At 68.8% G+C, this 22,027-nt stretch carries 20 protein-coding genes; 12 read left to right on the forward strand and 8 right to left on the reverse strand.

The annotated features are described in order from the left end of the window. Positions 1–33 precede the first annotated feature (33 nt). Genes V3391_RS11395 through V3391_RS11405 form a run of 3 tightly spaced genes read left to right on the forward strand, consistent with a single transcriptional unit; the run spans position 34 to position 7,210 of the window. Entirely contained in the window at positions 34–5,367 is a 5,334-nt protein-coding gene (locus tag V3391_RS11395) for a DNA repair ATPase (RefSeq protein WP_332078529.1), read from the forward strand. Continuing rightward, entirely contained in the window at positions 5,367–6,110 is a 744-nt protein-coding gene (locus V3391_RS11400) for a hypothetical protein (RefSeq protein WP_332078530.1), read from the forward strand. Before V3391_RS11395 ends, V3391_RS11400 begins: the two co-directional genes overlap by 1 nt. Next, positions 6,107–7,210, forward strand: a complete 1,104-nt coding sequence (locus V3391_RS11405; protein ID WP_332078531.1) for a toxic anion resistance protein — start codon at positions 6,107–6,109, stop codon at positions 7,208–7,210. Before V3391_RS11400 ends, V3391_RS11405 begins: the two co-directional genes overlap by 4 nt. Before the next feature lie 186 nt (positions 7,211–7,396). On the opposite strand, the gene hemE is transcribed toward V3391_RS11405, so the two are convergent. The 5 genes from hemE to V3391_RS11430 all read right to left on the reverse strand — a co-directional run bounded on the left by hemE (position 7,397) and on the right by V3391_RS11430 (position 12,055). Further along, positions 7,397–8,470, reverse strand: coding sequence for a uroporphyrinogen decarboxylase (gene hemE / locus V3391_RS11410; protein WP_332078532.1), 1,074 nt, complete (start codon positions 8,468–8,470; stop codon positions 7,397–7,399). Between the two features lie 39 nt (positions 8,471–8,509). Next, a complete protein-coding gene (locus V3391_RS11415; RefSeq protein WP_332078533.1) occupies positions 8,510–8,764 on the reverse strand; it encodes a WGR domain-containing protein in 255 nt (84 codons plus the stop codon). A 26-nt stretch (positions 8,765–8,790) separates the two neighbouring features. Further along, entirely contained in the window at positions 8,791–9,885 is a 1,095-nt protein-coding gene (aroB, locus tag V3391_RS11420; RefSeq protein ID WP_332078534.1) for a 3-dehydroquinate synthase, read from the reverse strand. A gap of 52 nt (positions 9,886–9,937) precedes the next feature. Next, complete coding sequence (locus tag V3391_RS11425; RefSeq protein ID WP_332078535.1) at positions 9,938–10,531, reverse strand: shikimate kinase; 594 nt, start codon at positions 10,529–10,531, stop codon at positions 9,938–9,940. A gap of 699 nt (positions 10,532–11,230) precedes the next feature. Then, a complete protein-coding gene (locus tag V3391_RS11430) occupies positions 11,231–12,055 on the reverse strand; it encodes a kinase (RefSeq protein WP_332078536.1) in 825 nt (274 codons plus the stop codon). A 76-nt stretch (positions 12,056–12,131) separates the two neighbouring features. On the opposite strand from V3391_RS11430, the gene pdxH reads away from it, so the two are divergent. From pdxH to V3391_RS11460, 6 genes are all read left to right on the forward strand, one after another. After that, a complete protein-coding gene (pdxH, locus tag V3391_RS11435) occupies positions 12,132–12,740 on the forward strand; it encodes a pyridoxamine 5'-phosphate oxidase (RefSeq protein WP_332078537.1) in 609 nt (202 codons plus the stop codon). Positions 12,741–12,876: 136 nt separating this feature from the next. Beyond that, the gene (locus V3391_RS11440; RefSeq protein ID WP_332078538.1) at positions 12,877–14,355 is read left to right on the forward strand and encodes a GGDEF domain-containing protein; all 1,479 of its coding nucleotides are present in this window, start codon (positions 12,877–12,879) and stop codon (positions 14,353–14,355) included. A gap of 70 nt (positions 14,356–14,425) precedes the next feature. Beyond that, a complete protein-coding gene (locus tag V3391_RS11445) occupies positions 14,426–15,220 on the forward strand; it encodes a cobalamin-binding protein (RefSeq protein ID WP_332078539.1) in 795 nt (264 codons plus the stop codon). A 139-nt stretch (positions 15,221–15,359) separates the two neighbouring features. After that, positions 15,360–15,977 carry an NAD(P)-dependent oxidoreductase gene (locus V3391_RS11450; protein WP_332078540.1) on the forward strand — a complete coding sequence of 206 codons (618 nt, stop codon included), beginning with the start codon at positions 15,360–15,362 and terminating at the stop codon, positions 15,975–15,977. A 5-nt stretch (positions 15,978–15,982) separates the two neighbouring features. Next, a complete protein-coding gene (locus V3391_RS11455) occupies positions 15,983–16,345 on the forward strand; it encodes a DMT family transporter (RefSeq protein ID WP_332078541.1) in 363 nt (120 codons plus the stop codon). Then, entirely contained in the window at positions 16,342–16,662 is a 321-nt protein-coding gene (locus V3391_RS11460) for a DMT family transporter (protein WP_332078542.1), read from the forward strand. Before V3391_RS11455 ends, V3391_RS11460 begins: the two co-directional genes overlap by 4 nt. A gap of 24 nt (positions 16,663–16,686) precedes the next feature. Here V3391_RS11460 and V3391_RS11465 read toward each other — a convergent pair whose 3' ends face one another. Genes V3391_RS11465 through V3391_RS11475 form a run of 3 tightly spaced genes read right to left on the reverse strand, consistent with a single transcriptional unit; the run spans position 16,687 to position 18,702 of the window. Then, positions 16,687–17,160 (reverse strand): DUF4426 domain-containing protein, encoded by a 474-nt coding sequence (locus tag V3391_RS11465; RefSeq protein WP_332078543.1) that lies wholly within the window; start codon positions 17,158–17,160, stop codon positions 16,687–16,689. After that, positions 17,153–17,992, reverse strand: coding sequence for a pyrroline-5-carboxylate reductase (gene proC, locus V3391_RS11470; protein ID WP_332078544.1), 840 nt, complete (start codon positions 17,990–17,992; stop codon positions 17,153–17,155). Before proC ends, V3391_RS11465 begins: the two co-directional genes overlap by 8 nt. A gap of 56 nt (positions 17,993–18,048) precedes the next feature. Then, the gene (locus V3391_RS11475) at positions 18,049–18,702 is read right to left on the reverse strand and encodes a YggS family pyridoxal phosphate-dependent enzyme (protein WP_332078741.1); all 654 of its coding nucleotides are present in this window, start codon (positions 18,700–18,702) and stop codon (positions 18,049–18,051) included. 179 nt (positions 18,703–18,881) lie between these two features. Between V3391_RS11475 and V3391_RS11480 the strand changes: the two genes are divergently transcribed. The 3 genes from V3391_RS11480 (at position 18,882) to V3391_RS11490 (ending at position 21,970) form a co-directional block, all read left to right on the forward strand. Continuing rightward, the gene (locus V3391_RS11480; RefSeq protein ID WP_055246947.1) at positions 18,882–19,919 is read left to right on the forward strand and encodes a type IV pilus twitching motility protein PilT; all 1,038 of its coding nucleotides are present in this window, start codon (positions 18,882–18,884) and stop codon (positions 19,917–19,919) included. Between the two features lie 103 nt (positions 19,920–20,022). After that, on the forward strand, positions 20,023–21,153 hold the full coding sequence (locus V3391_RS11485; protein WP_159679746.1) for a PilT/PilU family type 4a pilus ATPase: 1,131 nt from the start codon (positions 20,023–20,025) through the stop codon (positions 21,151–21,153). Positions 21,154–21,343: 190 nt separating this feature from the next. Next, positions 21,344–21,970: a superoxide dismutase gene (locus V3391_RS11490; protein ID WP_332078545.1), complete on the forward strand. Its 627-nt coding sequence runs from the start codon at positions 21,344–21,346 to the stop codon at positions 21,968–21,970. Positions 21,971–22,027 lie beyond the last annotated feature (57 nt).

The following is a 22,027-nucleotide window of genomic DNA, read 5'->3' on the forward strand; positions in this document are numbered from 1 at the left end:
CGGCGCGCCCGCGCCAGCCCGGATCGTGAGCCGATGACCGAACAGCCCCAGGACGCCGCGACGGCGTCGCCCGAAGACACTCATATCGATCAGGCCGTCGCCCGCGGCGGTGCCTACGAGGTGCTGCGCCGGCGCCTGCTGGAACAGGGCACACGCCTGCGCATGCTCGCCGAATCGCTCAACACGCGCCGCCTCGCCGAGTTCGGCGACAGCCGCATGGAGGTGATCGGGCGTTTCCGCATCCGCACCGAGAACAACTGCGTCGGTCGCGACATCGTGCAGATTCCCGGCGACCAGGTGCTGTTCGGTTACAACGTCTACATCGGGCTCAAGAGCAAGACCCGGATCGAGGACGTGTTCGGCCTCTATCGCCTGGTGGAGGCCGATGGCGGCGACGACGTGGTGCCGGTCGACCTTGCCGGCACGTTCCTGGCGCAGCCCGGCTTCGTCCACGATTTCACCGAGCTCTACGCCTACTACAAGCATGCGCGGCTGCTGCAGCTCATCGTCCGCGAGGGCCGGCTGCTGGCCGCATTCCAGATCGGCGAGCGCAGCACCGACGTGCGCGTGTTCCGCTGGTCGATCACGAACACCGGCGAACTGAGCTATCTCGATTCCCGCGGCGAACGCGACATCGCGCTGCCGCCGCCGTTCGATTTCGAATGGACCCGCGCCACCCGCGAACTCGCGGTCGATGGCCGCCACCCGCATCTGAACATCCTCGACACGCTGTTCGTCGAGACCACGGGCGGCGATCTCACCGTCAAGGTGGAGAACAACACCGAAACCGGCGCCGGCATCTACAGCGAGCCGGTCGACGACCGCACCCAGTCGATCGACGATGCCACCTTCGATTTCGCCAGGGTCGGCACGCTGATCCTGCTGAAGGTGCTGCCCTACCGCGAGCAGCAGTGGCGCGGGCTGATCTACAACACCATCACCGGGAAGATCGTCCGCAACGACGCCATCGTGCAGGCCTGCGTCCAGCTGCCCGAAGACCACGGCATCATCTTTCCCGGCGGCTACTACCTGCAGAACGGCGACCATCGCGCCTTCGACGCGCAGATGGACGGCATGCAGTTCAAGCGCGCGATCCGCTCGCCGAACGGCGAAGACGTGATGTACATCTTCTACGACCGCGCGGCGGGGCGGTCGGCGTTGTTCGTCTACAACACCATCCAGCGCGCGCTGCAGAACCCGGTGTTCGGGCATGGCTATGCGCTGCTGCACGACGGCCGCATGGTGCTGTTCCATGCCGAGGGCGATGCGCCGACGCGGGTGCACCCGATGCAGGTCTGGCAGACGCCGTTCACCAGCGACGAGTTCGCCGCGCACGTGCCGGTAGGCAACAGCTTCATGGGGCGGATCGGCAATCCGGAGCTGGTGCGCGGCATTTCCAACCTGCTCGATCTCGCGCGCACGATCGACGGCCGCGATGTGTCCTTGCAGCGGTATCAGCTGCTGGTGCACGACACCCGCCGCATGTTCGACGCCCACCACTGGCTTGAAGATGCCGACAGCGAAGGCGCGGGCGCGCTGTTGCACGAGATCGCCGCGACCGGCGAGTCGGTGCTCGACGAGTATGAAAAGGTCGAAGGCATCCGTCGCCAGTCCGATGCCGCGATGCGTGAGGCCGGGACTGCGCATCGCGCATTGCTGGGTCGTCTGCAGCCGGAGAGCTGGAACCGCATCGAAGAGTTCGTCGAGGCGCTGAACGAGATTTCGAAGCAGCGCGGCCATCTGCTGACCATCCGCGAGCTGCGTTACGTCGACACCGGCGCCATCGACGCGATGGGCGACGCGCTGCAGGCCGCGCAGGACACGGTCGGCGCCGCGACCGGCACCTTCCTCGCCGGCGAGCGTGCCTTGCAGCCGGTGTCCGAGCGCCTGCAGGTGCTCGACACCGAAGCACAAGCGGCGACCACCGCGAAGGCGCTCGCCGCCTCGATCGCCGAGATGCAGGCACTGTCCGGCGATCTGGACATGCTGTCGGAGCTGATGGCGACGCTGAAGGTCGATGATGCGACCGAGCGTACGCGCGTGGTCGATGCGATCTCCGGTCTGTACGCGCGGCTCAACCAGACCCGCACACGCGCCGACCAGCGTCGCCGCACGCTCGGCTCGGCCGAAGCCGTCGCGCAGTTCGGCGCGCAGTTCGCGCTGTTCGGCCAGGCGATCGCGGGCGCGCTGGCGCTGGCGACCGATCCCGAGCGCGCCGACGAGCAACTGTCGCGGCTGATGGTCCAGCTCGAGGAGCTGGAGAGCCAGTTCGGCGAGCACGAGCAGTTCCTCGGCGACATCCTCGCCAAGCGCGAGGAACTGCTGGACACGTTCGAATCGCACAAGCAGTCGCTGCTCGATGCGCGCCAGCGCAAGGCGCAGGCGGTGTTCGATGCCGCCGCGCGCATCCTCGACGGCCTGCCGCGGCGCACCGAGCGCTTCGAGGCCGCCGACGAACTCAACGCCTTCTTCGCCGGCGATCCGCTGATCCTCAAACTGCGGGAGCTCGCCACGCGCCTGCGCGACTACCGCGACACGGTGAAGGCCGACGACGTCGAAGCGCGCCTGAAGGCCGTGCGCGACCAGTCGGTGCGCAGCCTGCGCGACCGCAGCGATCTGTTCGAGGGCGGCGGCCAGGTGATCCGTCTCGGCCCGCGGCATCGTTTCAGCGTGAACACGCAGCCGCTGGACCTGACGATCCTGCCGCGTGGCGATGGGCTGTCGATCCACCTGACCGGCACCGATTTCTACGCGCCGATCGAAGATCCCGAACTCGAGACGCTGCGCGACTACTGGCAGGTGACGCTCGATTCCGAATCGCCGGACATCACCCGCGCCGAGTATCTCGCCGGCCTGGTCCTGCAGGCCGCGATCGAGGGTCGCGAGGGTCTCGATCTCGACCGGCTGCAGCGCGAGCTGCCCGAGCCCGAAGCACTGGAGCGCAGCGTGCGCGCATTCGCCGCGCCGCGCTATCGCGAAGGCTACGAGAAGGGCATCCACGACCACGACGCCGCGCTGATCCTGCGTGCGTTGCTGCCGCTGCACGCCCAGGCCGGTCCGTTGGCGAAGCCGCCCGCCGCGCGCGCCCTGGCGATGGCCTTCTGGGCCTTCGGGCGCGCCGGCACCGCCGCCGACCAGTGGCCCGAGCGCAGCGCCGGGGCGCGCGCGATCCGCCAACTGTTCGCGTCGGATGCCGGCATCGATGCGCTGCGCACCGAGATCGCCGATGCATTGGCAGCGTTCGTCGCGGCGCAGAACCTGCCGTTCGATGCGGCGCTCGCACCGGTCGCGGCCGACTACCTGTTCGAGGAGCTGCGCGAAGGCGCGCCGACGTTCGGCATCAGCCATTACGCGCGTGATCTCCGCGACGCACTGCGCAAGGCGCTGGACAGCGCCGGTCTGACCGCCGATGTCGAGCGCGCGCTCTCCGATGCGGCGGCGCCGCTGGCGCAGCGCTGGTCGCTGGCCGCGCAGTGGCTGGGTGCGCTCGGTGCCAGCGAGACGCATGCCGCGCTCGCCGGTTACGTGCCCGAGGCCATCGTGCTGCTGCTCGCCGCCGACACGCTGCCGCACGCGGTGCGCGAGGTCACGCTGATCACCGATGTCGACGGTCTGCTCGGCGAGCATCCGCGGGTGCTCGCAGGCCGCCTGCGTCTGTCGCTCGACGGCTTCCTGCAGCGCTTCGACGCGCACCGCCTGCAGTTCGTGCCGGCCTTCCACCGCTACCTGAGCGCGCGCCAGCGCATCGCGGCGCGTGAGCGCGATGCACTGCGCCTGTCGGAGTTCAAGGCGCGGCCGCTGACCTCGTTCGTGCGCAACAAGCTGATCAACGAGGTCTACCTGCCGCTGATCGGCGACAACCTCGCCAAGCAGATGGGCACGGTCGGCGAACACAAGCGCAGCGACCTGATGGGCCTGCTGATGCTGATTTCGCCGCCCGGCTACGGCAAGACGACGCTGATGGAATACGTCGCCAGCCGGCTGGGCCTGGTCTTCATGAAGATCAACGGCCCGGCGCTGGGACACGAGGTGCGCTCGATCGATCCGGCGCAGGCGCCCGACGCGACCTCGCGTCAGGAACTGGAGAAGCTCAACCTCGCGCTGGAGATGGGCAGCAACACGATGCTGTATGTCGACGACATCCAGCACACGCATCCCGAGTTCCTGCAGAAGTTCATCTCGCTGTGCGACGGCACGCGCCGCATCGAGGGCGTGTGGAAAGGCCGCACCAAGACCTACGACATGCGCGGCAAGAAGTTCTGCGTGGTCATGGCCGGCAACCCGTATACCGAGTCCGGCGAGGTGTTCAAGATTCCGGACATGCTGGCCAACCGCGCCGACATCTACAACCTCGGCGACGTGCTCGGTGGCATGGAGGACTCATTCAAGCTCAGCTACATCGAGAACAGCCTGACCTCCAATCCGGTGCTCGCACCGCTGGCGACGCGCGACATGGCGGACCTCTATCTGCTGGCCGAGCGCGCCGCCGGCAAGGACGTTTCGACCAACGACCTGTCGCACGCCTACAGCGGCGCCGAGGTCAACGAACTCACCGCGACGCTGCAGCGGCTGCTGCAGGTCAGCGAGATCGTCTATCGCGTCAACCAGCAGTACATCGCCAGCGCCGCGCAGGCCGACCGCTACCGCACCGAGCCGGCGTTCCGGCTGCAGGGCAGCTACCGCAACATGAACAAGCTGGCCGAGAAAATCTCGCCGGTGATGAATGCCGCCGAGCTCGAACAGCTGCTGGACGACCACTACATGGGCGAGTCGCAGCTGCTGACCACCGGCGCCGAGGAAAACCTGCTCAAGCTCGCCGAGTTACGCGGCAAGCTCGACGAGACCGCCTCTGCCCGCTGGGCCCAGATCAAGCGCGACTTCATGCGCGACAAGGCGATGGGCGGCGAGGATGCCGACACCGGCGCACGCGTCGTTGCGCAGCTGGCGGATATCGCCGCGGGCCTGCAGTCGATGGGACAGGGCAGCGAGGCGCCAGTCGCACCTGCGCCGTGGGACCAGTTGCTGGCCGCGCTGCACGGGCTGCGCGCGCCGGCGGCACCGACGCCTGTCGAGGTGGCGCCAGTGGTCGGGCCAGACGACACGGCACGGGCCGTTGCAGGCGAACTGCAGACGGCGCTGCGTGAAACAGCAGGTCCGCTGCTCGCGCAGCTCGGCCAGTCGGTCGCCGGACAGGCCGCGCTCAATGCTGCGCTTGCGGAACTGGCGCAGTGGCTGCGTACACGCGGCACGACGCTCGACAGCAGCACGCCTGCGCGCCGCCGCGAGCGCACCCCGGCCGAGCGGCGTCTCGATGCCGCGCTCGATCGCCTCGGCGCAGCCGAATCCGACCCGGACGCGCAGGCCTGATGTCGACCGGTGACGACATCGACGCGGTGCCCGACGATGCGGCCGGCATCTCGGCCTACGGCGATGCAGTCATCGCCGAGCTGGCCGCCATCGATATTGCGGACACGCTCGATGCCGCGCCGGCGGCCGCGTTGGTCGCGCGTCTGCGTGATCTGCACATCGCGATGCGCGCCGCGCTTCCATTGCGTGGCCGGCCGCGTGCCGGTCTGTTCGCGCGCCTGACCGGTCGTGACGTCATCGACCAGCACGAAGCGGAAGCGCTCGGCGCACGCATGGGCGTGTTGCTGATCGACGCCGACCGCGCCGCCGCAGCCCTGCGCGCCGATATCGCGGCGCATCGCGCGCGTCTGGCGGCATCGGCACCTGCACTCGACCGGCTGGACCGGGCCGCGGCTGCAGTGCGCGCCGGCAGTGCCGAGGACGAGGTCCATCAGGATCTGCGGCTGCGCCGCGCGCAGCACCTCGACACCGTGCGCGCGACGCATGCGTTGTCGGCGCGGCAACTGCAGCTGATCGCCGAGCAGCACGAGGCCGTGCTCGCGCACTACCGCAACGTCCGCGATGTTCTGCTGCCGTTGTGGCGGCAACGCGCGGTCGGTGAACGCGCTGTCCAAGGCGCCGCGCAGGCGGTGACTGCGGCCGACATCGAAGTCGACGTCGCCCATGCACTCGATGCCATGACCGCTACACTCGCCCGACGCGCGCCCGATCGCGCCGACAGGCCCAAGGAGACCGACGCATGACCCAGGACACCGCCTATCCCACGCACGTGCCGTCGGCGACGCCGGTGACCGACGATGCCGCATTGCAGTCGCTGGGTCTGGTGCCCGCCGACCGCGCCGACATCGAGGTCGTCGGCCGCAGCCTCGCGGACATCACGCCCGGCAACCTGCACGTGTTCGGCCGCGACGCGGCGAGCAAGACCGCGGCGTTCTCCAGCCAGCTGCTCGACCAGGTGCGCAACAGCGATCTCGACGCGACCGGCGACAAGCTCGGCGAAGTCGTGCGGATCGCGCGCGCGCTCGACCTGGGCAGCTTCGCCGGCCGGTCCAAGGTGCCGGTGCTCGGGCGCCTGATCGACAGGATGCGTTCCGGCCGCGACGAGCTGGTGCAGAAGTTCAGCAACACCAACCAGCAGATCGAGCGGCTGATGGGCGATGTCGGCCGCCAGCAGGACCTGCTGACGCGCCGCATCACCGACTTCGACCGCATGCACGACGTCGTGCTCGACGAGCGCCGTGCGCTCGGCGTGCACGTGATCGCGGGCCGCGAGCGGCTGGCGAGCCTGGCCGCCGAACAGGCGACGCTGGCCGGCGCGGAAGATCCGCAGTCACGCACGCGCCGCGCCGAGATCGAGAACGCGGTCCGCCTGCTCGACAAGCGCGTCGGCGACCTGCTGGTGATGCAGCACGCCGCCGACCAGTCGTTGCCGATGATCCGCCTGATCCAGGCCAATGCGATCCAACTGGTCGAGAAGTTCAACACCGTCCGCAACATCACGATTCCGTCGTGGAAGCGGCAGTTCGCGATCCAGCTGTCGCTGGGCGAGCAGAAGAACGCGGTGGAGCTGTCGAATGCGATCGACGACGCCACCAATGAGCTGATGCGCAGCAATGCGGACCTGCTGCGTCAGACCTCGGTCGAGACCGCCAAGGCCAACCAGCGTGCCGTCATCGACATCGGCACGCTGCGCCACGTGCACGAGCAGCTGATCCAGACGGTCGAGGAGGTGCGCAGCATCCATCGCGACGGCATGCAGCAGCGCCGCGAAGCCGAAGGCGAACTCGCGCGCCTGCGCGACGATGTGCAGAAGCGGTTGGCGGCACCGACGGAAGGGGTCTGACGCAAAGCACGCACAGGTGATTCAGCCCGCTCGCGGAACCTGAGCACCTCTCCCTTCGGGAGAGGTCGACGCGCGCAGCGCGTCGGGTGAGGGCAGGGCGGCGCGGAGTCGTCAAAAGCGCCCGCATCCGCCCTCCGGGCACCTTCCCCCGGAGGGGGAAGGAAACACACGTCGCATTCGCAGGAATCAGCGCGCGCTGTACGCGTGTACCTCGTCGACCAGCACCCCGACATGATCGGGATTCATGTCCGGCGACATGCCGTGGCCGAGGTTGAAGATGTGGCCGTCGCGCGAGCCGCCGTTGCCGTGAGCGTAGCTGTCGAGGGCGTGGCGGACCTGGGCGCGGATCGCATCCGGGGCGCCGTACAGCGTGGTCGGATCGAGGTTGCCCTGCAGGGCGACGCGGCCTTCCGTGCGACGCGCGGCGTCGCCCAGTTCGATCAGCCAGTCGACGCCGACGCCTTCGGCGCCGGAGCGCGAGAGCTCGTCGAGATACGCGGCATTGCCCTTCCCGAACAGGATCAGCGGCGTGCGCCCGGCGCCGTCGCCACGCTGCAGTTCCTGCGCGATGCGGGTCAGGTACGGCAATGAGAACTCGCGGTACATCGCCGGCGACAGCACGCCGCCCCAGGTGTCGAACACCTGCAGCGCCTGCGCACCGGCCGCGCGCTGCGCGGCCAGATACGCGATCACCGCATCGGTGTTGACCGACAGCAATGCGTGCAGCGCCTTCGGATCATTGAGCGCCATCGCCTTGATGCGGGCGAAATCCTTGCTGCCGCCGCCTTCGACCATGTAGCAGGCGAGCGTCCACGGGCTGCCGGAGAAGCCGATCAGCGGCACGCGGCCGTCGAGTTCACGGCGGATCGTGCGCACCGCGTCCATCACGTAACGCAGGTCCGTTTCCATGTCCGGCACGCCGAGCTTCGCGATGCTGGCCGCGTCACGGACCGGGTGGCGGAACTTCGGGCCTTCGCCTTCGACGAAATACAGGTCCAGACCCATCGCATCGGGGATGGTCAGGATGTCGGAGAACAGGATCGCCGCGTCGAGATCGAAGCGCGCCAGCGGCTGCAGCGTGACTTCGCAGGCGAGATCGGGATTCTTCGCCATCGCGAGGAAGCTGCCGGCGGCCTTGCGCGATGCGCGGTACTCCGGCAGATAGCGGCCGGCCTGGCGCATCAGCCAGACGGGCGTGCGGTCGACGGGTTCGCGGCGGAGGGCGCGGAGGAAGCGGTCGTTCTTCAGGACGGCGGACATCGGGACTGGAATTTCCTGGTGGAGGCGGTGGTCGCGCGGTCAGGCCGGCGCGTCGCTGCCGCGGGCGAACATCAACTGGAAGCCGCGCTTGAGCTGCGCATCGCGCGCGGCTTCGAGCGCCTTGATCGCGCTGGGCTGGTCGAGGAACTGGTCGCGCCGCAAGGTGCTGCGGCCGCCGACCTGGCCGGTCTCGCGCAACAGCACCCAGCCGCCCAGCAGATCGGGCTGCAGGGTGAGCTGCACGAATCGCGGGGATTCGTGGCCGTCGGGGTGCTGTTGCAGGAACAGGCGCATGGCGCCGATTGTACGGCGTGCCGTGTTCAGGCCTCTTGCAGGACCGACAGCACGGCCGATTCGGGCACATCGCTCAGCACTTCCGCGCGCCCGGCGCCGCGCCAGACGATGAAGCGCAGGCCACGGGCGACCGCCTTCTTGTCCAGGCGCATGTGCGCGAGCAGGCGCTCGGCATCGAGTCCGGCCGGCACGTCGACCGGCAGTTGCAGGCGCACCAGCAGCGCGCGCAGGCGCTGTGTGTCGGCCCCCGGCGCCAGCCCCAGCGTTTCCGACAGGCGCGCTGCGAGCACCATGCCGACCGCGACCGCCTCGCCATGGTTGAGGCCGCCGTAGCCCTGCTCGGTCTCGATCGCGTGGCCGAAGGTGTGGCCGAGATTGAGCAGGGCGCGTTCGCCATGTTCGAACGGGTCGCGCGCGACGATCGCCGCCTTGTGCGCGCAGCTGCGGGCGATGGCTTCGGCCAGCGCGGCGTCGTCCATCGCCAGCAGCGCATCGGCGTTGGCATCGAGCCAGTCGAGGAAATCCGCATCGCCCAGCGCGCCGTACTTCACTACTTCGGCCAGGCCGGCGCGCAGTTCACGGGGCGGCAATGTGCGCAGCGCGGCGGTATCGGCGATCACCGCGCGCGGCGGGTGGAAGGCGCCGACGAGGTTCTTGCCCTGCGGCAGGTCGACTGCGGTCTTCCCGCCGACCGACGAGTCCACCATCGCCAGCAGCGTGGTCGGCAGCTGCACGCAGTCGATGCCGCGCATCCAGCAGGCCGCGGCGAAGCCGGCGAGATCGCCGATCACGCCGCCGCCGAGTGCGAACAGCGTCGAATCGCGGCGCATGCGCGCATCGGCGAGCGCGGTGGTGACTTGCGCGAAATGCGCGAGCGTCTTGGCCGCTTCGCCCGGCGGCAGCACGTGCCGGTGGATGCGCAGGTCCGGGCGCGCGGCCTGCAGCGCGGCGATCACGCGATCGGCATACAGCGGCGCGACGTGCGTATCGCTGACGAGCATGGCGTCGCGCCCGCGCACGCTGCGCGCCAGCAGCGCGCCGTCGTCAAGCAGGGACGGGCCGATATGGATGGTGTAGGGCGTGTCGCCAGCGACGGCGACCTCTCGGGCACTGGTGGTCATGCGATCCGGATACGGGTGGGGGATGTGGCCGGCGCGACGTTTGTTGCGCGGCTCATGAGGCGTGGGTCGACGCCACGTCGGCGGCGGCGTCGGAAATGACTGTTTCGACGCTGCCGGCCGGCGGATGCCAGTGCGCCTCGACCAGATGGCCGAGCTGGGCAGCCGCCTCGTTGCAGGCGTGCGGGCCGGTGTCGAAACGCAGATGCGCGGCGTCGGCGTACAGCGGCGCGCGTTCGATGGCGAGACGCTGCAGGACTTCGGTGCGGTCGTCGCCCGCGAGCAGTGGTCGCGTGCGGTCGCGCGCCAGCCGTGCGAGCTGGGCGTCGACATCGGCATGCATGTGCACGACGAACCCGCGCGACCGCAGCAGGGCGCGGTTGGCGGGATCGAGCACCGCGCCGCCACCGGTCGCGATCACCTGGCCACTGCCGGCGAGTATCTCCACCAGGGTCGCCCGCTCGCGCGCGCGGAAACCGGCTTCGCCTTCGCACTCGAAGATCGTCGCGATCCGCGCACCGGTACGGACCTCGATCTCGTGGTCGACGTCGACGAAGACCACGCCGAACCGCGCCGCGAGGCGACGGCCGATCGAGGATTTGCCGGCGCCCATCGGACCGACGAGCACGAGGTTGGGGGCGGGGTGCATGGCTGCATGCTAGCAGCGGGGGCGGGAGGCGCCGAACGTTGCAGACGCAAGCTTTGCTTTGGCTTGTGCTTCCGACCTGGTTTTTCCGCTTTGGACGTTTGCTTTGTCTTTCCAACGGAATGAAGAATCTGGTCTATCGCCAACCCGGAGGGCGCCGCCCATGGATGGGCGGCGTTTTCCGACCGAGGCAGGATGCCGAGTCGGAAAATTCCTGCACACGACAAGCCGCGGGCTGCGGACGTGTCGGGGAGACGTTTTTCTTTGGTTCCGTTTCTTTTGGCGTCAACCAAAAGAAATGAACTCGGCCGCGTCAGCGGACGAAAGCGTTTGACCTTGGTCTTACGCCCGCGGCGAGAAGCAACGTCAAACGCTTCCACTCGCCTTGCGGAGAGCGGGTTCACTTCTTTTGCCGGCCCGCGCACGCAGTGCGAACGGCGAAGCCGGTCCCGAAGGGGCGAGCATCGAAGATGCGAGTCAAAGAAACGGAACCAAAGAAAAGGGCCAGCCCCGACGGAGCGAATCCGGCCAGTCGTTCGTTCCGGGATTTTTCGACTTACCGTTATGGCTCGTTCGAAAAACGTCGCACATCCATGTGCGACGCCCTAAGGATCTGCGATACGTGTTGACGCGTCAGCGATGAGCAACTGCAACAGCGGACGCAGATGGAGACGCAAAGAAGACCTTTGCACGACGAATAGCCTAAGAAAATCGGGCTCCTCCCGCCGGAACAATCCCCCGCTCGGCATCGAGCGTCACCACCACATCCGCCAGACCCGGCAACGTCCGCAACGCTTGCCGGCTCACCCGCTCGTAGTGCTGCACGAACCGGGCAACGCCGGCCGCGTCCATGCCACCACGCCCCGGCTCGGCCGCCTGCAGCGCCTGCTCCTGCTGCAGGCGCCAGTCGAAAACGACCTCGAAGCCGGGCGGTTGCAGGAACAGCAGGCGATCGAGGCCGGCCCACAGTGCGGGGTAGTTGCGGGCGAGGGCGGTGTTGCACCAGCGGCGCCAGGTGCCGGTGGGGTCTTCGTCGCGTTCCAGGGTGTTGACCGGCTCGACGAGCGCGCTCGCGGGTTCGGCCGGCGTGCCGACGCACCAGCCTTCGAACAGCAGCAGGTCGAGGCCCTGCACCGTCGGCCAGCCGGTTTCCGGCAGGCGGCGGTCGCCGAGTTTGTCGAAGCGCGGCAGGCGGATCGGGGTGCCGGCGCGCACGGCGTCGACTGCAGCGAGTCCCAGTGCGACTTCGTGGGTGCCGGGCGGGCCGCGGGTCGCGAGCAGCGGATGCACCTCGCGGGCGAGTGCCTGACGGGCGTCGCGATCCAGATACAGATCGTCGAGCGAGAGCACGGCAGCGCGCAGCCCACGTGCTCCGGCGGCGCGGACGACCTGGGCGGCAAGGGTGGATTTGCCGGTGCCCTGGAGACCACTGATGCCCAGCACGCGCGGCGCGCCGCCGGGCTGCTGGCCGGTGAGCAGGGTGTCGACGAGGGCGTCGGGCCAGGGCGAGGGTGGTGTGGCGTGCATCGGGGCACGATAGCGCGGCCTGCGCGTGCTGCGCCGCGGTTCGACATTGCAGTGCTCGAGCGGCGATCATCGAGGCATGCACACCGCCACCACGACCCTGCTGTCCGAAGCCCTCGACACCTTCGCCACCCTGTTCGACGAGGCGCAGGCCGCGGGCGAACCCGATCGCACCGCGATGACCGTCGCCACCGCCGCCCTCGACGGCCGGCCGTCGGCGCGCACCGTGCTGCTCAAGGCCTGGGACGAGCGCGGTTTCGTCTTCTATACGCATCTCGACGGGCGCAAGGGCCGCGAGCTGCAGGAGAATCCGCACGCCGCGCTGCTGTTCCACTGGCCGCGCGTCCGTAAGGGCGTGCAGGTGCGGATCGAAGGGCCGGTGGTGATCGTCGCCGACGACGAGGCCGATGCGTATTTCGCCTCGCGCCCGCGCGGCAGCCAGCTGGGTGCGTGGGCGTCGAAGCAGTCCGAGGTGCTCGACACGCGCGAGACCTTCGAGCAACGCCTGGCCGATCTCGAGCGCGAGTTCGAAGGCCGCGACGTGCCGCGTCCGCAGCGCTGGTCGGGCCTGCGCGTGCGCCCGGATCGCGTCGAATTCTGGTACGGCGCCGAGTACCGCCTGCACGAGCGCTGGCTCTACGAATGCGACTGCGCCGGCGACTGCCGCAAGCGGATGCTGTATCCGTGATCGCCGGGTGACTTCGACCGTGGTCTCTGTCGCAGTGTGCCTCGCATGTCCGTCCGCATCCCTGTAGAAGGGTCTGCACACGCCCGGCGCTCGGACGGCTGACAACAGTCACTGCGCCCGATCACAGCAGGATCCGATGGACAAGACGTGGTTGTGGCACTGGCTGTTGCCCCCCGAGCGATTCCCGCTGGAAGCCACGGATGCCTATATGCGCGCGGTCGGCGTCGTGCTGATCGCCCTGGCTGCGATCGCACTGATCGGCGCGATGGGCGCGATGGAACTCGTGCTGGGCGGCACGTTCGGCCGCTATCTGATGGTCATCGTGCTCCTGCTGCTGCTCACCCTGGCCGGTTTTCGCCACTACGGCGGCGTGACCCGCTTCGGTCACCTCACGGTGGGCGTGGTGATCCTGGGCATCGCGGTGGTGATGGCGATGACCGGTGGTCGTGCCGTGGGCGGCGCGATGATGCTGCCGCTCTTCGTGCTGCTGGCGATGCTGGTGCTGCCGCGCTGGCAGGGCGCGCTGTGGGCCGTGGTGGCGGTGGCGGCGATCGGCCTGTCGTATGCGCTGGCCAGCGCCGGTGCGCCCGCCTGGTTGCGCCCGCACCCGCAGTGGGCGGCCAGCGCCGGGTATCGCGTGCCGATTGCGCTGTGCGTGTTGAGTGCGATGTTCGGGCTGTATTTCATGCGCAGCTACCGCGAACTGCTCGCAGGTCTGGAGGCGTCGCGTCGCAGCGAAACCGAGCTGCTGCGGATCGCCACCCTGCAGAAGGAACGCTTCGTCGATTTCGCCCTGGTGGCGGCGGACTGGTTCTGGGAAACCGACGCCGACGACCGGCTGGTCCATGTCTCGGCCGGCTTTGGCCACGCGCTCGGCCTGAGCAACGAGGAGGTGATCGGCTGCACCCCGACGCAGGTCGCCTCGCGCCTGCTGCCGCCGGACCGGGCCGCCGCGGTGGCCGATCTGCTCGCCGCGCGGTCCGACTTCACCGGTCAGCTCCTGCGCGCGTCGAGCGCCGATGGCGAGCACCGCATTCTCAGCAACAGCGGCCGCGCGCTGTGGTCGCGCGATGGCGAGTTCCTCGGATACCGAGGCGCCGCGGTGGATGTCACCGCACTGCAGGGCCTCAACGAGGAACTGCGGTACATGGCCGAGACCGACGCGCTGACAGGACTGGCCAACCGCCGTTCCGTCTCCCGGAGTATCGAGTCCGCACTGGGTGGGCGGGGCTGGCTGCTGTTCATGGATCTGGACGGGTTCAAGGCGATCAACGATACCCACGGCCACGATGCCGGCGATGCCGCGCTTCGCGACATCGCGCAGGCGCTGTTGCGCTGCGCCCGCGACACCGATGTGGTGGCCCGTCTGGGTGGGGACGAGTTCGCGATCCTGCTGCTCAACGACAAGCACAAGGCGGCCGAACTGGTCGCCACCCGGGTGCTGGATGAGGTCGCCGCCGTCGCCGCCACGGACGCGCGCTTCGAAGGCCTGGGCATCAGCATCGGCATGGCCCGGCTGGACGGCGCCGGGAGTGTGGAGCAGGCGCTGATCCGCGCCGACGCGGCCTGTTACGCGGCCAAGCGCGCTGGTCGGCACCGGTTCGAGACCGGCTGAACGCGCGCGCGGTCACGGGTGCCATCTGCACATGCGCGACAATGCCTGCAGTATCTCATCGAGTCGCCGCATGGGTCCGCAACGCATCGTCTGCCTGACCGAGGAACCGACGGAAGTCCTGTACGCGCTCGGCGAGCAGGACCGTATCGTCGGCATCAGCGGTTTCACCGTGCGTCCGCCGCAGGCGCGCAAGGAGAAGCCCAAGGTCAGCGCGTTCACCAGCGCGAAGATCGACGAGATCCTCAAGCTCGAACCGGATTTCGTCGTCGGCTTCTCCGACATCCAGGCCGACATCGCCGCCGAGCTGGTGCGGCGCGGCGTGGAGGTGTGGATCAGCAATCACCGCAGCGTCGACGGCATCGTCGATTACGTGCGCCGGCTCGGCGCGCTGGTCGGCTGCGCGGCGCGCGCCGACGCCTATGCCGACGAACTGCGCCGCGGACTGGATGAGATCGAGGCGCAGAGCGCGCGCCTGCCGCAGCGCCCGCGCGTGTACTTCGAGGAATGGGACGAACCGATCATCACCGGCATCCGCTGGGTCGCGGAACTGGTGCGCATTGCCGGTGGCGACGACGTGTTCCCGGAACTGTCGATTGAGCCGCTGGCCAAGGCGCGCATCCTCGCCGATGGCGATCCGGTGATCGAACGTGCGCCGGACATCATTCTCGGCTCCTGGTGCGGCAAGAAATTCCGCCCCGAGCGCGTCGCCGCGCGGCCGGGCTGGCACGCGATTCCGGCGGTGCGCGACGGCGAGCTGCACGAGATCAAGTCGCCGCTGATCCTGCAGCCGGGTCCCGCGGCCCTGACCGACGGGGTGACCGCGATGGCGAAGATCGTGCAGACCTGGGCGCAGCGGCAGGGCTGACGCGGCGCGGTCGCGTGGCGCGCAGGGCCCTGTGCCCCACGCGCGGCGGGACTCCGGAACAGTGGGTTGCGATGCCGTGACCCCGCCTGCGCCGGCAGGCGCCTAGCATGGCGCCTCCCCACACCGCAGGTGCAGTCCCATGCAGCGCATCGCCCTTCTCGGCATCACCGGACGCGCGGGCTCGCGTATCGCCAGCGAACTGCTGGCGCGCGGCCATCGCGTCACCGGCATCGCCCGCAACACCGCCGACACCCAGGCCCAGGCCGGCCTGACCCTGCAATCGGCCGACGCTTCGCGCGCCGACGCCATCGCGCCGCTGCTGCAGGGCCACGACGTGGTCGTCAGCGCGACGCGCTTCGATGGCGGCCCGACCGCCGACGTGCTGCTCGACGCCGTGCGCCAGGCCGGCGTGCGTCGCCTGCTGGTCGTCGGCGGCGCCGGCAGTCTGGAGGTCGCGCCGGGCGTGGCGCTGATCGACACGCCGGAATTCCCGGAGATCTACAAGGCCGAGGCCGGCGCGGGCCGCCGTTTCCTCGACGCGCTGCGCGGCGCCGACGACGTCGACTGGACCTTCGTCTCCCCCGGCGCGGTGTTCGAGCCCGGCACCCGCACCGGCGCATTCCGCACGGGCGGCGATGCCCTGCTGGTCGACGCGGACGGCAACAGTGCGGTCTCGATGGAGGACTACGCGATCGCCTTCGCCGACGAGATCGAACATCCCGCCCACGTGCGCGAGCGTTTCAGCGTGGCGTACTGATGGCGATGGCGGGACGCGGGACCGGCCGCTACTGGGCGCTGGTGTTCGCCGGCGGTCTGATCGAGACGGTCTGGGTGGTCGGGCTCAAGGCCGCGACCACGCCGCTGGGCTGGACGCTGACGATCGGCGCGATCGCGGTGAATTTCGCATTGCTGATGCGTGCGATCCGCTTCCTGCCGGTCGGTTCGGTCTACGCGGTGTTCTGCGGCCTCGGCGCGGCGGCTTCGGTGATCGCCGAGACCGTGTGGTTCGGCGAGCCGGTGCAGCCGGCGAAGATCGCGCTGATCGCCTTGCTGATCATCGGCGTCGCCGGCCTGAAACTGGTGACGCCGCTGGCGCCGGCGCCCGACGTGGAGAAGACGCCGTGACCGGCTGGCTGTTCGTGTTCGCGGCTGGGCTGGCGGAAGTGGCCGGCGTGATCGCGATGAACGCGATCAAGCAGAAGCCGGGCGCATGGGCCTACGCGCGGCTGGTGGCGTGTTTCGGCGTGAGCTTCGGCCTGCTGTCGCTGGGCCTCAAGAGCGGCATGTCGATCGCGATCGCCTACGCGGTCTGGGTCGGCATCGGCACGGTGGGCGCGGTGGTCGTCGGCATCCTGCGCTACGGCGAATCGGCGCGGCCGCTGCGGCTGTTCTTCGTCGCGCTGGTGCTGGCCGCAGTGGTCGGGCTCAAGCTGATCGGCTGACGTTGTTCGGCCGAGCGCGCGTCGTCAGCGCGGGATGTCGCGGTTGAAGCGCAGCGTGGCGCGTGCGCCGTCCTCGGCGGTGATCCGCAGGTCTAGGCGCAGCGTATCCGGGCCGCTGACGCGCGCGACGGCCACGTGTTCGACGCGGCCGTCGAGATCCACGGCATCGAAGGCCAGGGTCTGACGCACGCCGCGCAAATCGCGTGCCTCGCCGGTGATCTGCACCGGTACCGACACATCGCCGCGCTGCACGCTGACCAGCACCAAAGCCCGGTCGCGCGCCGGCTCGATCGCGTAGCGCCGGGCAACCGCGGCGCCCATGTGCGCGGCCGGCACCACGCTGGCCATCACTTCGGCATCGCCGAGCATCGTCTGCGCTGGCATCGCGGCGTTCTGCGCGCCGCTTGCCGCGCCCGCGTCGTCGGACGGCGTCTGCCCGCACGCGGTCACCAGCAGCACGAGCGCGGCGAGGCACAGCGCGCGCGTGATCTCAGTCATTGGCGGCCGACAGTTCGCCGCCGCGACGTGCGGCGTTGGCGATTGCCTCGCCGACAAGCGTGCGCAACCCGCCGGCTTCGAAGGTCTCGATCGCCGCCTGGGTGGTGCCGCCGGGCGAGGTGACGCGACGCCGCAGTTCCGCCGGCGCCTCGTCGGATTCGACCAGCATCCGCGCCGCGCCCAGCACGGTCTGCAGCACCAGCGTGCGTGCATCGTCTGCAGGCAGGCCCTGGGCGATCGCGGCTTCTTCCATCGCCTCGGCCAGCAGGAAGATGTAGGCCGGGCCGCTGCCCGACACGGCAGTGACCGCATCCATGCGCGCTTCGTCGTCGATCCACACGGTTTCGCCCGCGCTTTCCAGCAGCGCCTGCGCACGCGCGCGTCCGGCAGCGTCCACGCGCGCGTTCGCGAACAGGCCGGTCACGCCGGCGCCGAGCAGGGCGGGGGTGTTGGGCATCGTACGCACCACGGGCACATCGCCGCCGAGCCAGCGGACAAGCTGGGTCGCGGTGATGCCGGCCGCGATCGACAGCACCAGCGGCTGCGTGGCCTGCGCCACGTCGGCCAGCGATTCGCAGACCCCGCGCAACACCTGCGGCTTGGTCGCCAGCACCCAGGTCGCGGCGCCGTCGACGGCCTGCGCCGCGTCGGCGAACGTGCGCACGCCGAAATCGCGGGCCAGCGCATCGCGGCTGTCGGCGTTGGGATCGACGACGCGGACCGATGCGGCATCGCCGCCACGTGCGACCAGGCCGCCGATCAGGCTGCGCGCCATGTTGCCGCCGCCGATGAAGACGATGGGCGTGGCGGGTGTGTCGTGGAGATCGGTCATGGCGGCTTCGCTGTCGGGAACGCGTCGATGGTATCCGACCGCCCGCGCGGCGCCGGTCAGGACGCGGGGCGTGCGCCGAACAGCGCCGAGCCGACGCGCACCATCGTCGCGCCCTCGGCGATCGCCAGTTCCAGGTCGTCGCTCATGCCCATCGACAGCGTGTCGATCGCCGGGTCCTGTCCGGCCACGGTGTCGAACAGCCTGCGCATGCGCGCGAAGGCATCGCGGCGGCGTTCGGGTTCGGCGTGCGGGGCGGGAATCGCCATCAGTCCGCGCAGGCGCAACGACGGCGCCGCGCGGATCGCCGCGACCAGTGCCGGCACTTCCGACGGCACGCAGCCGTGCTTGCTCGACTCGTCGTCGATGTTGACCTGCACCAGCACGTTCAGCGCGCCACGCGCGGCCGGGCGGTGCGCGGCCAGCGCGTCGACCAGCTTCGTCCGGTCGACGGTCTGCACCCAGTCGAACAGCTCGGCCGCCTGCTTCGCCTTGTTCGACTGCAGGTGGCCGATCAGATGCCATTCGAGGCCCAGCCCGGCCAGCGCGCCGATCTTGTCCGCGGCTTCCTGCACGTAGTTCTCGCCGAACGCGCGCTGGCCCGCGGCGGCGAGCGCGGCGATGGCGTCGGCGGGGTGGCGTTTGCCGACCGCCAGCAGACGTGGCGGCGCTGGCCGCGCGGCGGCGGTGGCCGCGTTCGTCAGACGCGACATCACGGCGTCGAGCGCGGCGCGGGCGGGGAGCGAAGTCACGGGAATCGGGTGTCCGGGCAGGTGTGAACGGGCTGGTTTTGTGCAGGGTTTACAGGTCTATACTGCCGCCGGGGACAGGGAGGCGCCAGCCGGGAAGGCTCGCTGCGCGCCCTGTGCGGATCATCATCAAGGGGTGTTGCATGGATATCGCCGAACTGTTGGCGTTCTCGGTCAAGAACAAGGCGTCGGACCTGCATCTGTCCGCGGGACTGCCGCCGATGATCCGCGTCGACGGCGACGTGCGCCGCATCAACATCCCCGCGCTCGAGCACAAGCAGGTGCACGCGCTGATCTACGACATCATGTCGGACAAGCAGCGTCGCGACTTCGAAGAGTTCCTCGAGGTCGACTTCTCGTTCGAGATTCCGGGCCTGGCCCGCTTCCGCGTCAACGCGTTCAACCAGAACCGCGGCGCCGGTGCGGTGTTCCGGACGATTCCGTCGGAAGTGCTGACCCTCGAAGACCTGAACTGTCCGCCGATCTTCCGTCAGCTCATCGACCAGCCGCAGGGTCTGATTCTGGTGACCGGCCCGACCGGCTCGGGCAAGTCGACCACGCTCGCGGCGATGATCGACCACATCAACAAGAACGAATACGCGCACATCCTCTCGGTCGAGGATCCGATCGAGTTCGTGCACACCTCGCAGAAGTGCCTGATCAACCAGCGCGAAGTGCACCGCGACACGCACGGCTTCAACGAGGCGCTGCGCTCTGCGCTGCGCGAAGACCCCGACTACATCCTGGTCGGCGAGTTGCGCGATCTGGAAACCATCCGTCTGGCGCTGACCGCCGCGGAAACCGGCCATCTGGTGTTCGGCACGCTGCACACCTCCAGCGCGGCCAAGACCATCGACCGCATCATCGACGTGTTCCCCTCGGGCGAGAAGCCGATGGTGCGCTCGATGCTGTCTGAAAGCTTGCGCGCGGTGATCTCGCAGTCGCTGCTGAAGAAGGTCGGCGGGGGCCGGACCGCGGCCTGGGAAATCATGGTCGGCATGCCGGCGATCCGGAACCTGATCCGCGAAGACAAGGTCGCGCAGATGTACTCGGCCATCCAGACCGGCCAGCAGTACGGCATGCAGACGCTCGACCAGCACCTGCAGGATCTGGTCAAGCGCGGCCTGATCACGCGCCCGGCTGCCAAGGAATACGCCAAGGACAAGCGTCTGTTCGAGTGAGGCGTGAGTCGTGAGGAGGTAGGACGTCAGTCGTCGCTTCCTGCACTCCCCGCGCCGCCCTGACGTTTCACGCCTTACGCCTCACGTCTTACGGAGTTTCGACATGAGCAGCATCGACTTCACCTCGTTCCTCAAGCTGATGGCCCATCAGAAGGCCTCGGATCTGTTCATCACCGCCGGCATGCCGCCGTCGATCAAGGTGCATGGCAAGATCTCGCCGATCACCCAGAACCCGCTGACGCCACAGCAGGCGCGCGATCTGGTGCTCAACGTGATGACCCCGCCGCAGCGCGAGGAATTTGAGAAGACCCACGAGTGCAACTTCGCGATCGGCGTCTCCGGCGTCGGCCGCTTCCGCATCTCGTGCTTCTACCAGCGCAACCAGGTCGGCATGGTGCTGCGTCGCATCGAGACGCACATCCCGAGCGTCGAAGAACTCAACCTGCCGCCGATCATCAAGACGCTGGCGATGACCAAGCGCGGCATCGTGATCTTCGTCGGCGCGACCGGTACCGGCAAGTCGACGTCGCTCGCGGCGATGATCGGCTACCGCAACCAGAACTCGACCGGCCACATCATCACGATCGAGGACCCGATCGAGTTCGTGCACAAGCACGCCGGCTGCATCATCACCCAGCGCGAAGTCGGCATCGACACCGACAGCTGGGACGCGGCGCTGAAGAACACGCTGCGCCAGGCGCCGGACGTGATCATGATCGGCGAGGTGCGCACGCGCGAAGGCATGGACCACGCGATCGCGTTCGCCGAAACCGGCCATCTGGTGCTGTGCACGCTGCATGCGAATAACGCCAACCAGGCGATGGACCGCATCATCAACTTCTTCCCCGAAGACCGCCGCAACCAGCTGCTGATGGACCTGTCGCTGAACCTCAAGGGCGTGGTCGCACAGCAGCTGATCCCGACGCCGGACGGCAAGGGCCGGCGCGTCGCGATGGAGATCATGCTCGGCACGCCGCTGGTGCAGGACTACATCCGCGAAGGCGAGATCCACAAGCTCAAGGAAGTCATGAAGGAGTCGACGAACCTGGGCATGAAGACCTTCGACCAGGCGCTGTTCGAGCTCTACCAGGCCGGCGAGATCTCCTACGAGGATGCGCTGCGCTACGCCGACTCCGCGAACGAGGTGCGTCTGCGCATCAAGCTCGCCCAGGGCGGCGACGCGCGCACGCTGTCGCAGGGTCTCGATGGTGTCGAGGTGGCCGAGGTCCGCTGACCGTTCGCCTCCATCGCGAACGCTCGACAGACGCCCCGCATCCGCGGGGCGTTCTGCTTTCTTATGGGCGCCCGCAACGCAGTGTTGCCACAGACCGTCACGTCGCAGCGGTATCGTGACGCCGCCTTGTCGCCAACTTGACCCCGTCCGGGGGACAATGCGGCGCATTCATTCACGAAGGAGATCGCTGATGGCCTACACCCTCCCCGAGCTGGGTTACGCGTACGACGCGCTCGAGCCGCACATCGATGCCAAGACGATGGAAATCCATCACACCAAGCATCACCAGACCTACATCAACAACGCCAACGCCGCGCTGGAAGGCACGCAGTGGGCGGACACGTCTGCCGAAGACCTGATCGCCGATCTCGACGCGCTGCCGGAAGACAAGCGCGGCCCGCTGCGCAACAACGCCGGTGGCCACGCCAACCATTCGCTGTTTTGGACGGTGATGTCGCCCAAGGGCGGCGGCAATCCGGTCGGCGACGTCGCCAAGCACATCGACAGCGACCTCGGCGGCTTCGACGCCTTCAAGGAAGCCTTCACCAAGGCTGCGCTGACCCGTTTCGGCAGCGGCTGGGCGTGGCTGTCGGTCGACAAGTCGGGCGTGCTGAAGGTCGAAAGCAGCGCCAACCAGGACAACCCCCTGATGAAGGGCATCGGCTCGGGCAACACCCCGATCCTCGGCCTCGACGTCTGGGAGCATGCGTACTACCTGAACTACCAGAACCGTCGTCCCGACTACATCGCCGCGTTCTACAACGTCGTCGACTGGAACGAAGTCGAGCGTCGCTACCAGGAAGCGGTCAAGGGCTGAGCTTCTGCGTCTTGATGCAATCCCGTTCCGGCCGCGCAAGCGGCCGGAATGCTGTGG

Origin of the sequence: Luteimonas flava (assembly GCF_036584485.1) — a bacterium.
In the GTDB taxonomy this organism is placed as follows: Bacteria; Pseudomonadota; Gammaproteobacteria; order Xanthomonadales; family Xanthomonadaceae; genus Luteimonas; species Luteimonas flava.

Excerpts from the sequence above, each read along its gene's own strand:
- V3391_RS11395 (WP_332078529.1), top strand. The coding sequence starts at position 34 with ATGACCGAACAGCCCCAGGACGCCGCGACGGCGTCGCCCGAAGACACT.
- V3391_RS11400 (WP_332078530.1), top strand. The coding sequence starts at position 5,367 with ATGTCGACCGGTGACGACATCGACGCGGTGCCCGACGATGCGGCCGGC.
- V3391_RS11405 (WP_332078531.1), top strand. The coding sequence starts at position 6,107 with ATGACCCAGGACACCGCCTATCCCACGCACGTGCCGTCGGCGACGCCG.
- hemE (WP_332078532.1), bottom strand. The coding sequence starts at position 8,470 with ATGTCCGCCGTCCTGAAGAACGACCGCTTCCTCCGCGCCCTCCGCCGC.
- V3391_RS11415 (WP_332078533.1), bottom strand. The coding sequence starts at position 8,764 with ATGCGCCTGTTCCTGCAACAGCACCCCGACGGCCACGAATCCCCGCGA.
- aroB (WP_332078534.1), bottom strand. The coding sequence starts at position 9,885 with ATGACCACCAGTGCCCGAGAGGTCGCCGTCGCTGGCGACACGCCCTAC.
- V3391_RS11425 (WP_332078535.1), bottom strand. The coding sequence starts at position 10,531 with ATGCACCCCGCCCCCAACCTCGTGCTCGTCGGTCCGATGGGCGCCGGC.
- V3391_RS11430 (WP_332078536.1), bottom strand. The coding sequence starts at position 12,055 with ATGCACGCCACACCACCCTCGCCCTGGCCCGACGCCCTCGTCGACACC.
- pdxH (WP_332078537.1), top strand. The coding sequence starts at position 12,132 with ATGCACACCGCCACCACGACCCTGCTGTCCGAAGCCCTCGACACCTTC.
- V3391_RS11440 (WP_332078538.1), top strand. The coding sequence starts at position 12,877 with ATGGACAAGACGTGGTTGTGGCACTGGCTGTTGCCCCCCGAGCGATTC.
- V3391_RS11445 (WP_332078539.1), top strand. The coding sequence starts at position 14,426 with ATGGGTCCGCAACGCATCGTCTGCCTGACCGAGGAACCGACGGAAGTC.
- V3391_RS11450 (WP_332078540.1), top strand. The coding sequence starts at position 15,360 with ATGCAGCGCATCGCCCTTCTCGGCATCACCGGACGCGCGGGCTCGCGT.
- V3391_RS11455 (WP_332078541.1), top strand. The coding sequence starts at position 15,983 with ATGGCGGGACGCGGGACCGGCCGCTACTGGGCGCTGGTGTTCGCCGGC.
- V3391_RS11465 (WP_332078543.1), bottom strand. The coding sequence starts at position 17,160 with ATGACTGAGATCACGCGCGCGCTGTGCCTCGCCGCGCTCGTGCTGCTG.
- proC (WP_332078544.1), bottom strand. The coding sequence starts at position 17,992 with ATGACCGATCTCCACGACACACCCGCCACGCCCATCGTCTTCATCGGC.
- V3391_RS11475 (WP_332078741.1), bottom strand. The coding sequence starts at position 18,702 with ATGTCGCGTCTGACGAACGCGGCCACCGCCGCCGCGCGGCCAGCGCCG.
- V3391_RS11480 (WP_055246947.1), top strand. The coding sequence starts at position 18,882 with ATGGATATCGCCGAACTGTTGGCGTTCTCGGTCAAGAACAAGGCGTCG.
- V3391_RS11485 (WP_159679746.1), top strand. The coding sequence starts at position 20,023 with ATGAGCAGCATCGACTTCACCTCGTTCCTCAAGCTGATGGCCCATCAG.
- V3391_RS11490 (WP_332078545.1), top strand. The coding sequence starts at position 21,344 with ATGGCCTACACCCTCCCCGAGCTGGGTTACGCGTACGACGCGCTCGAG.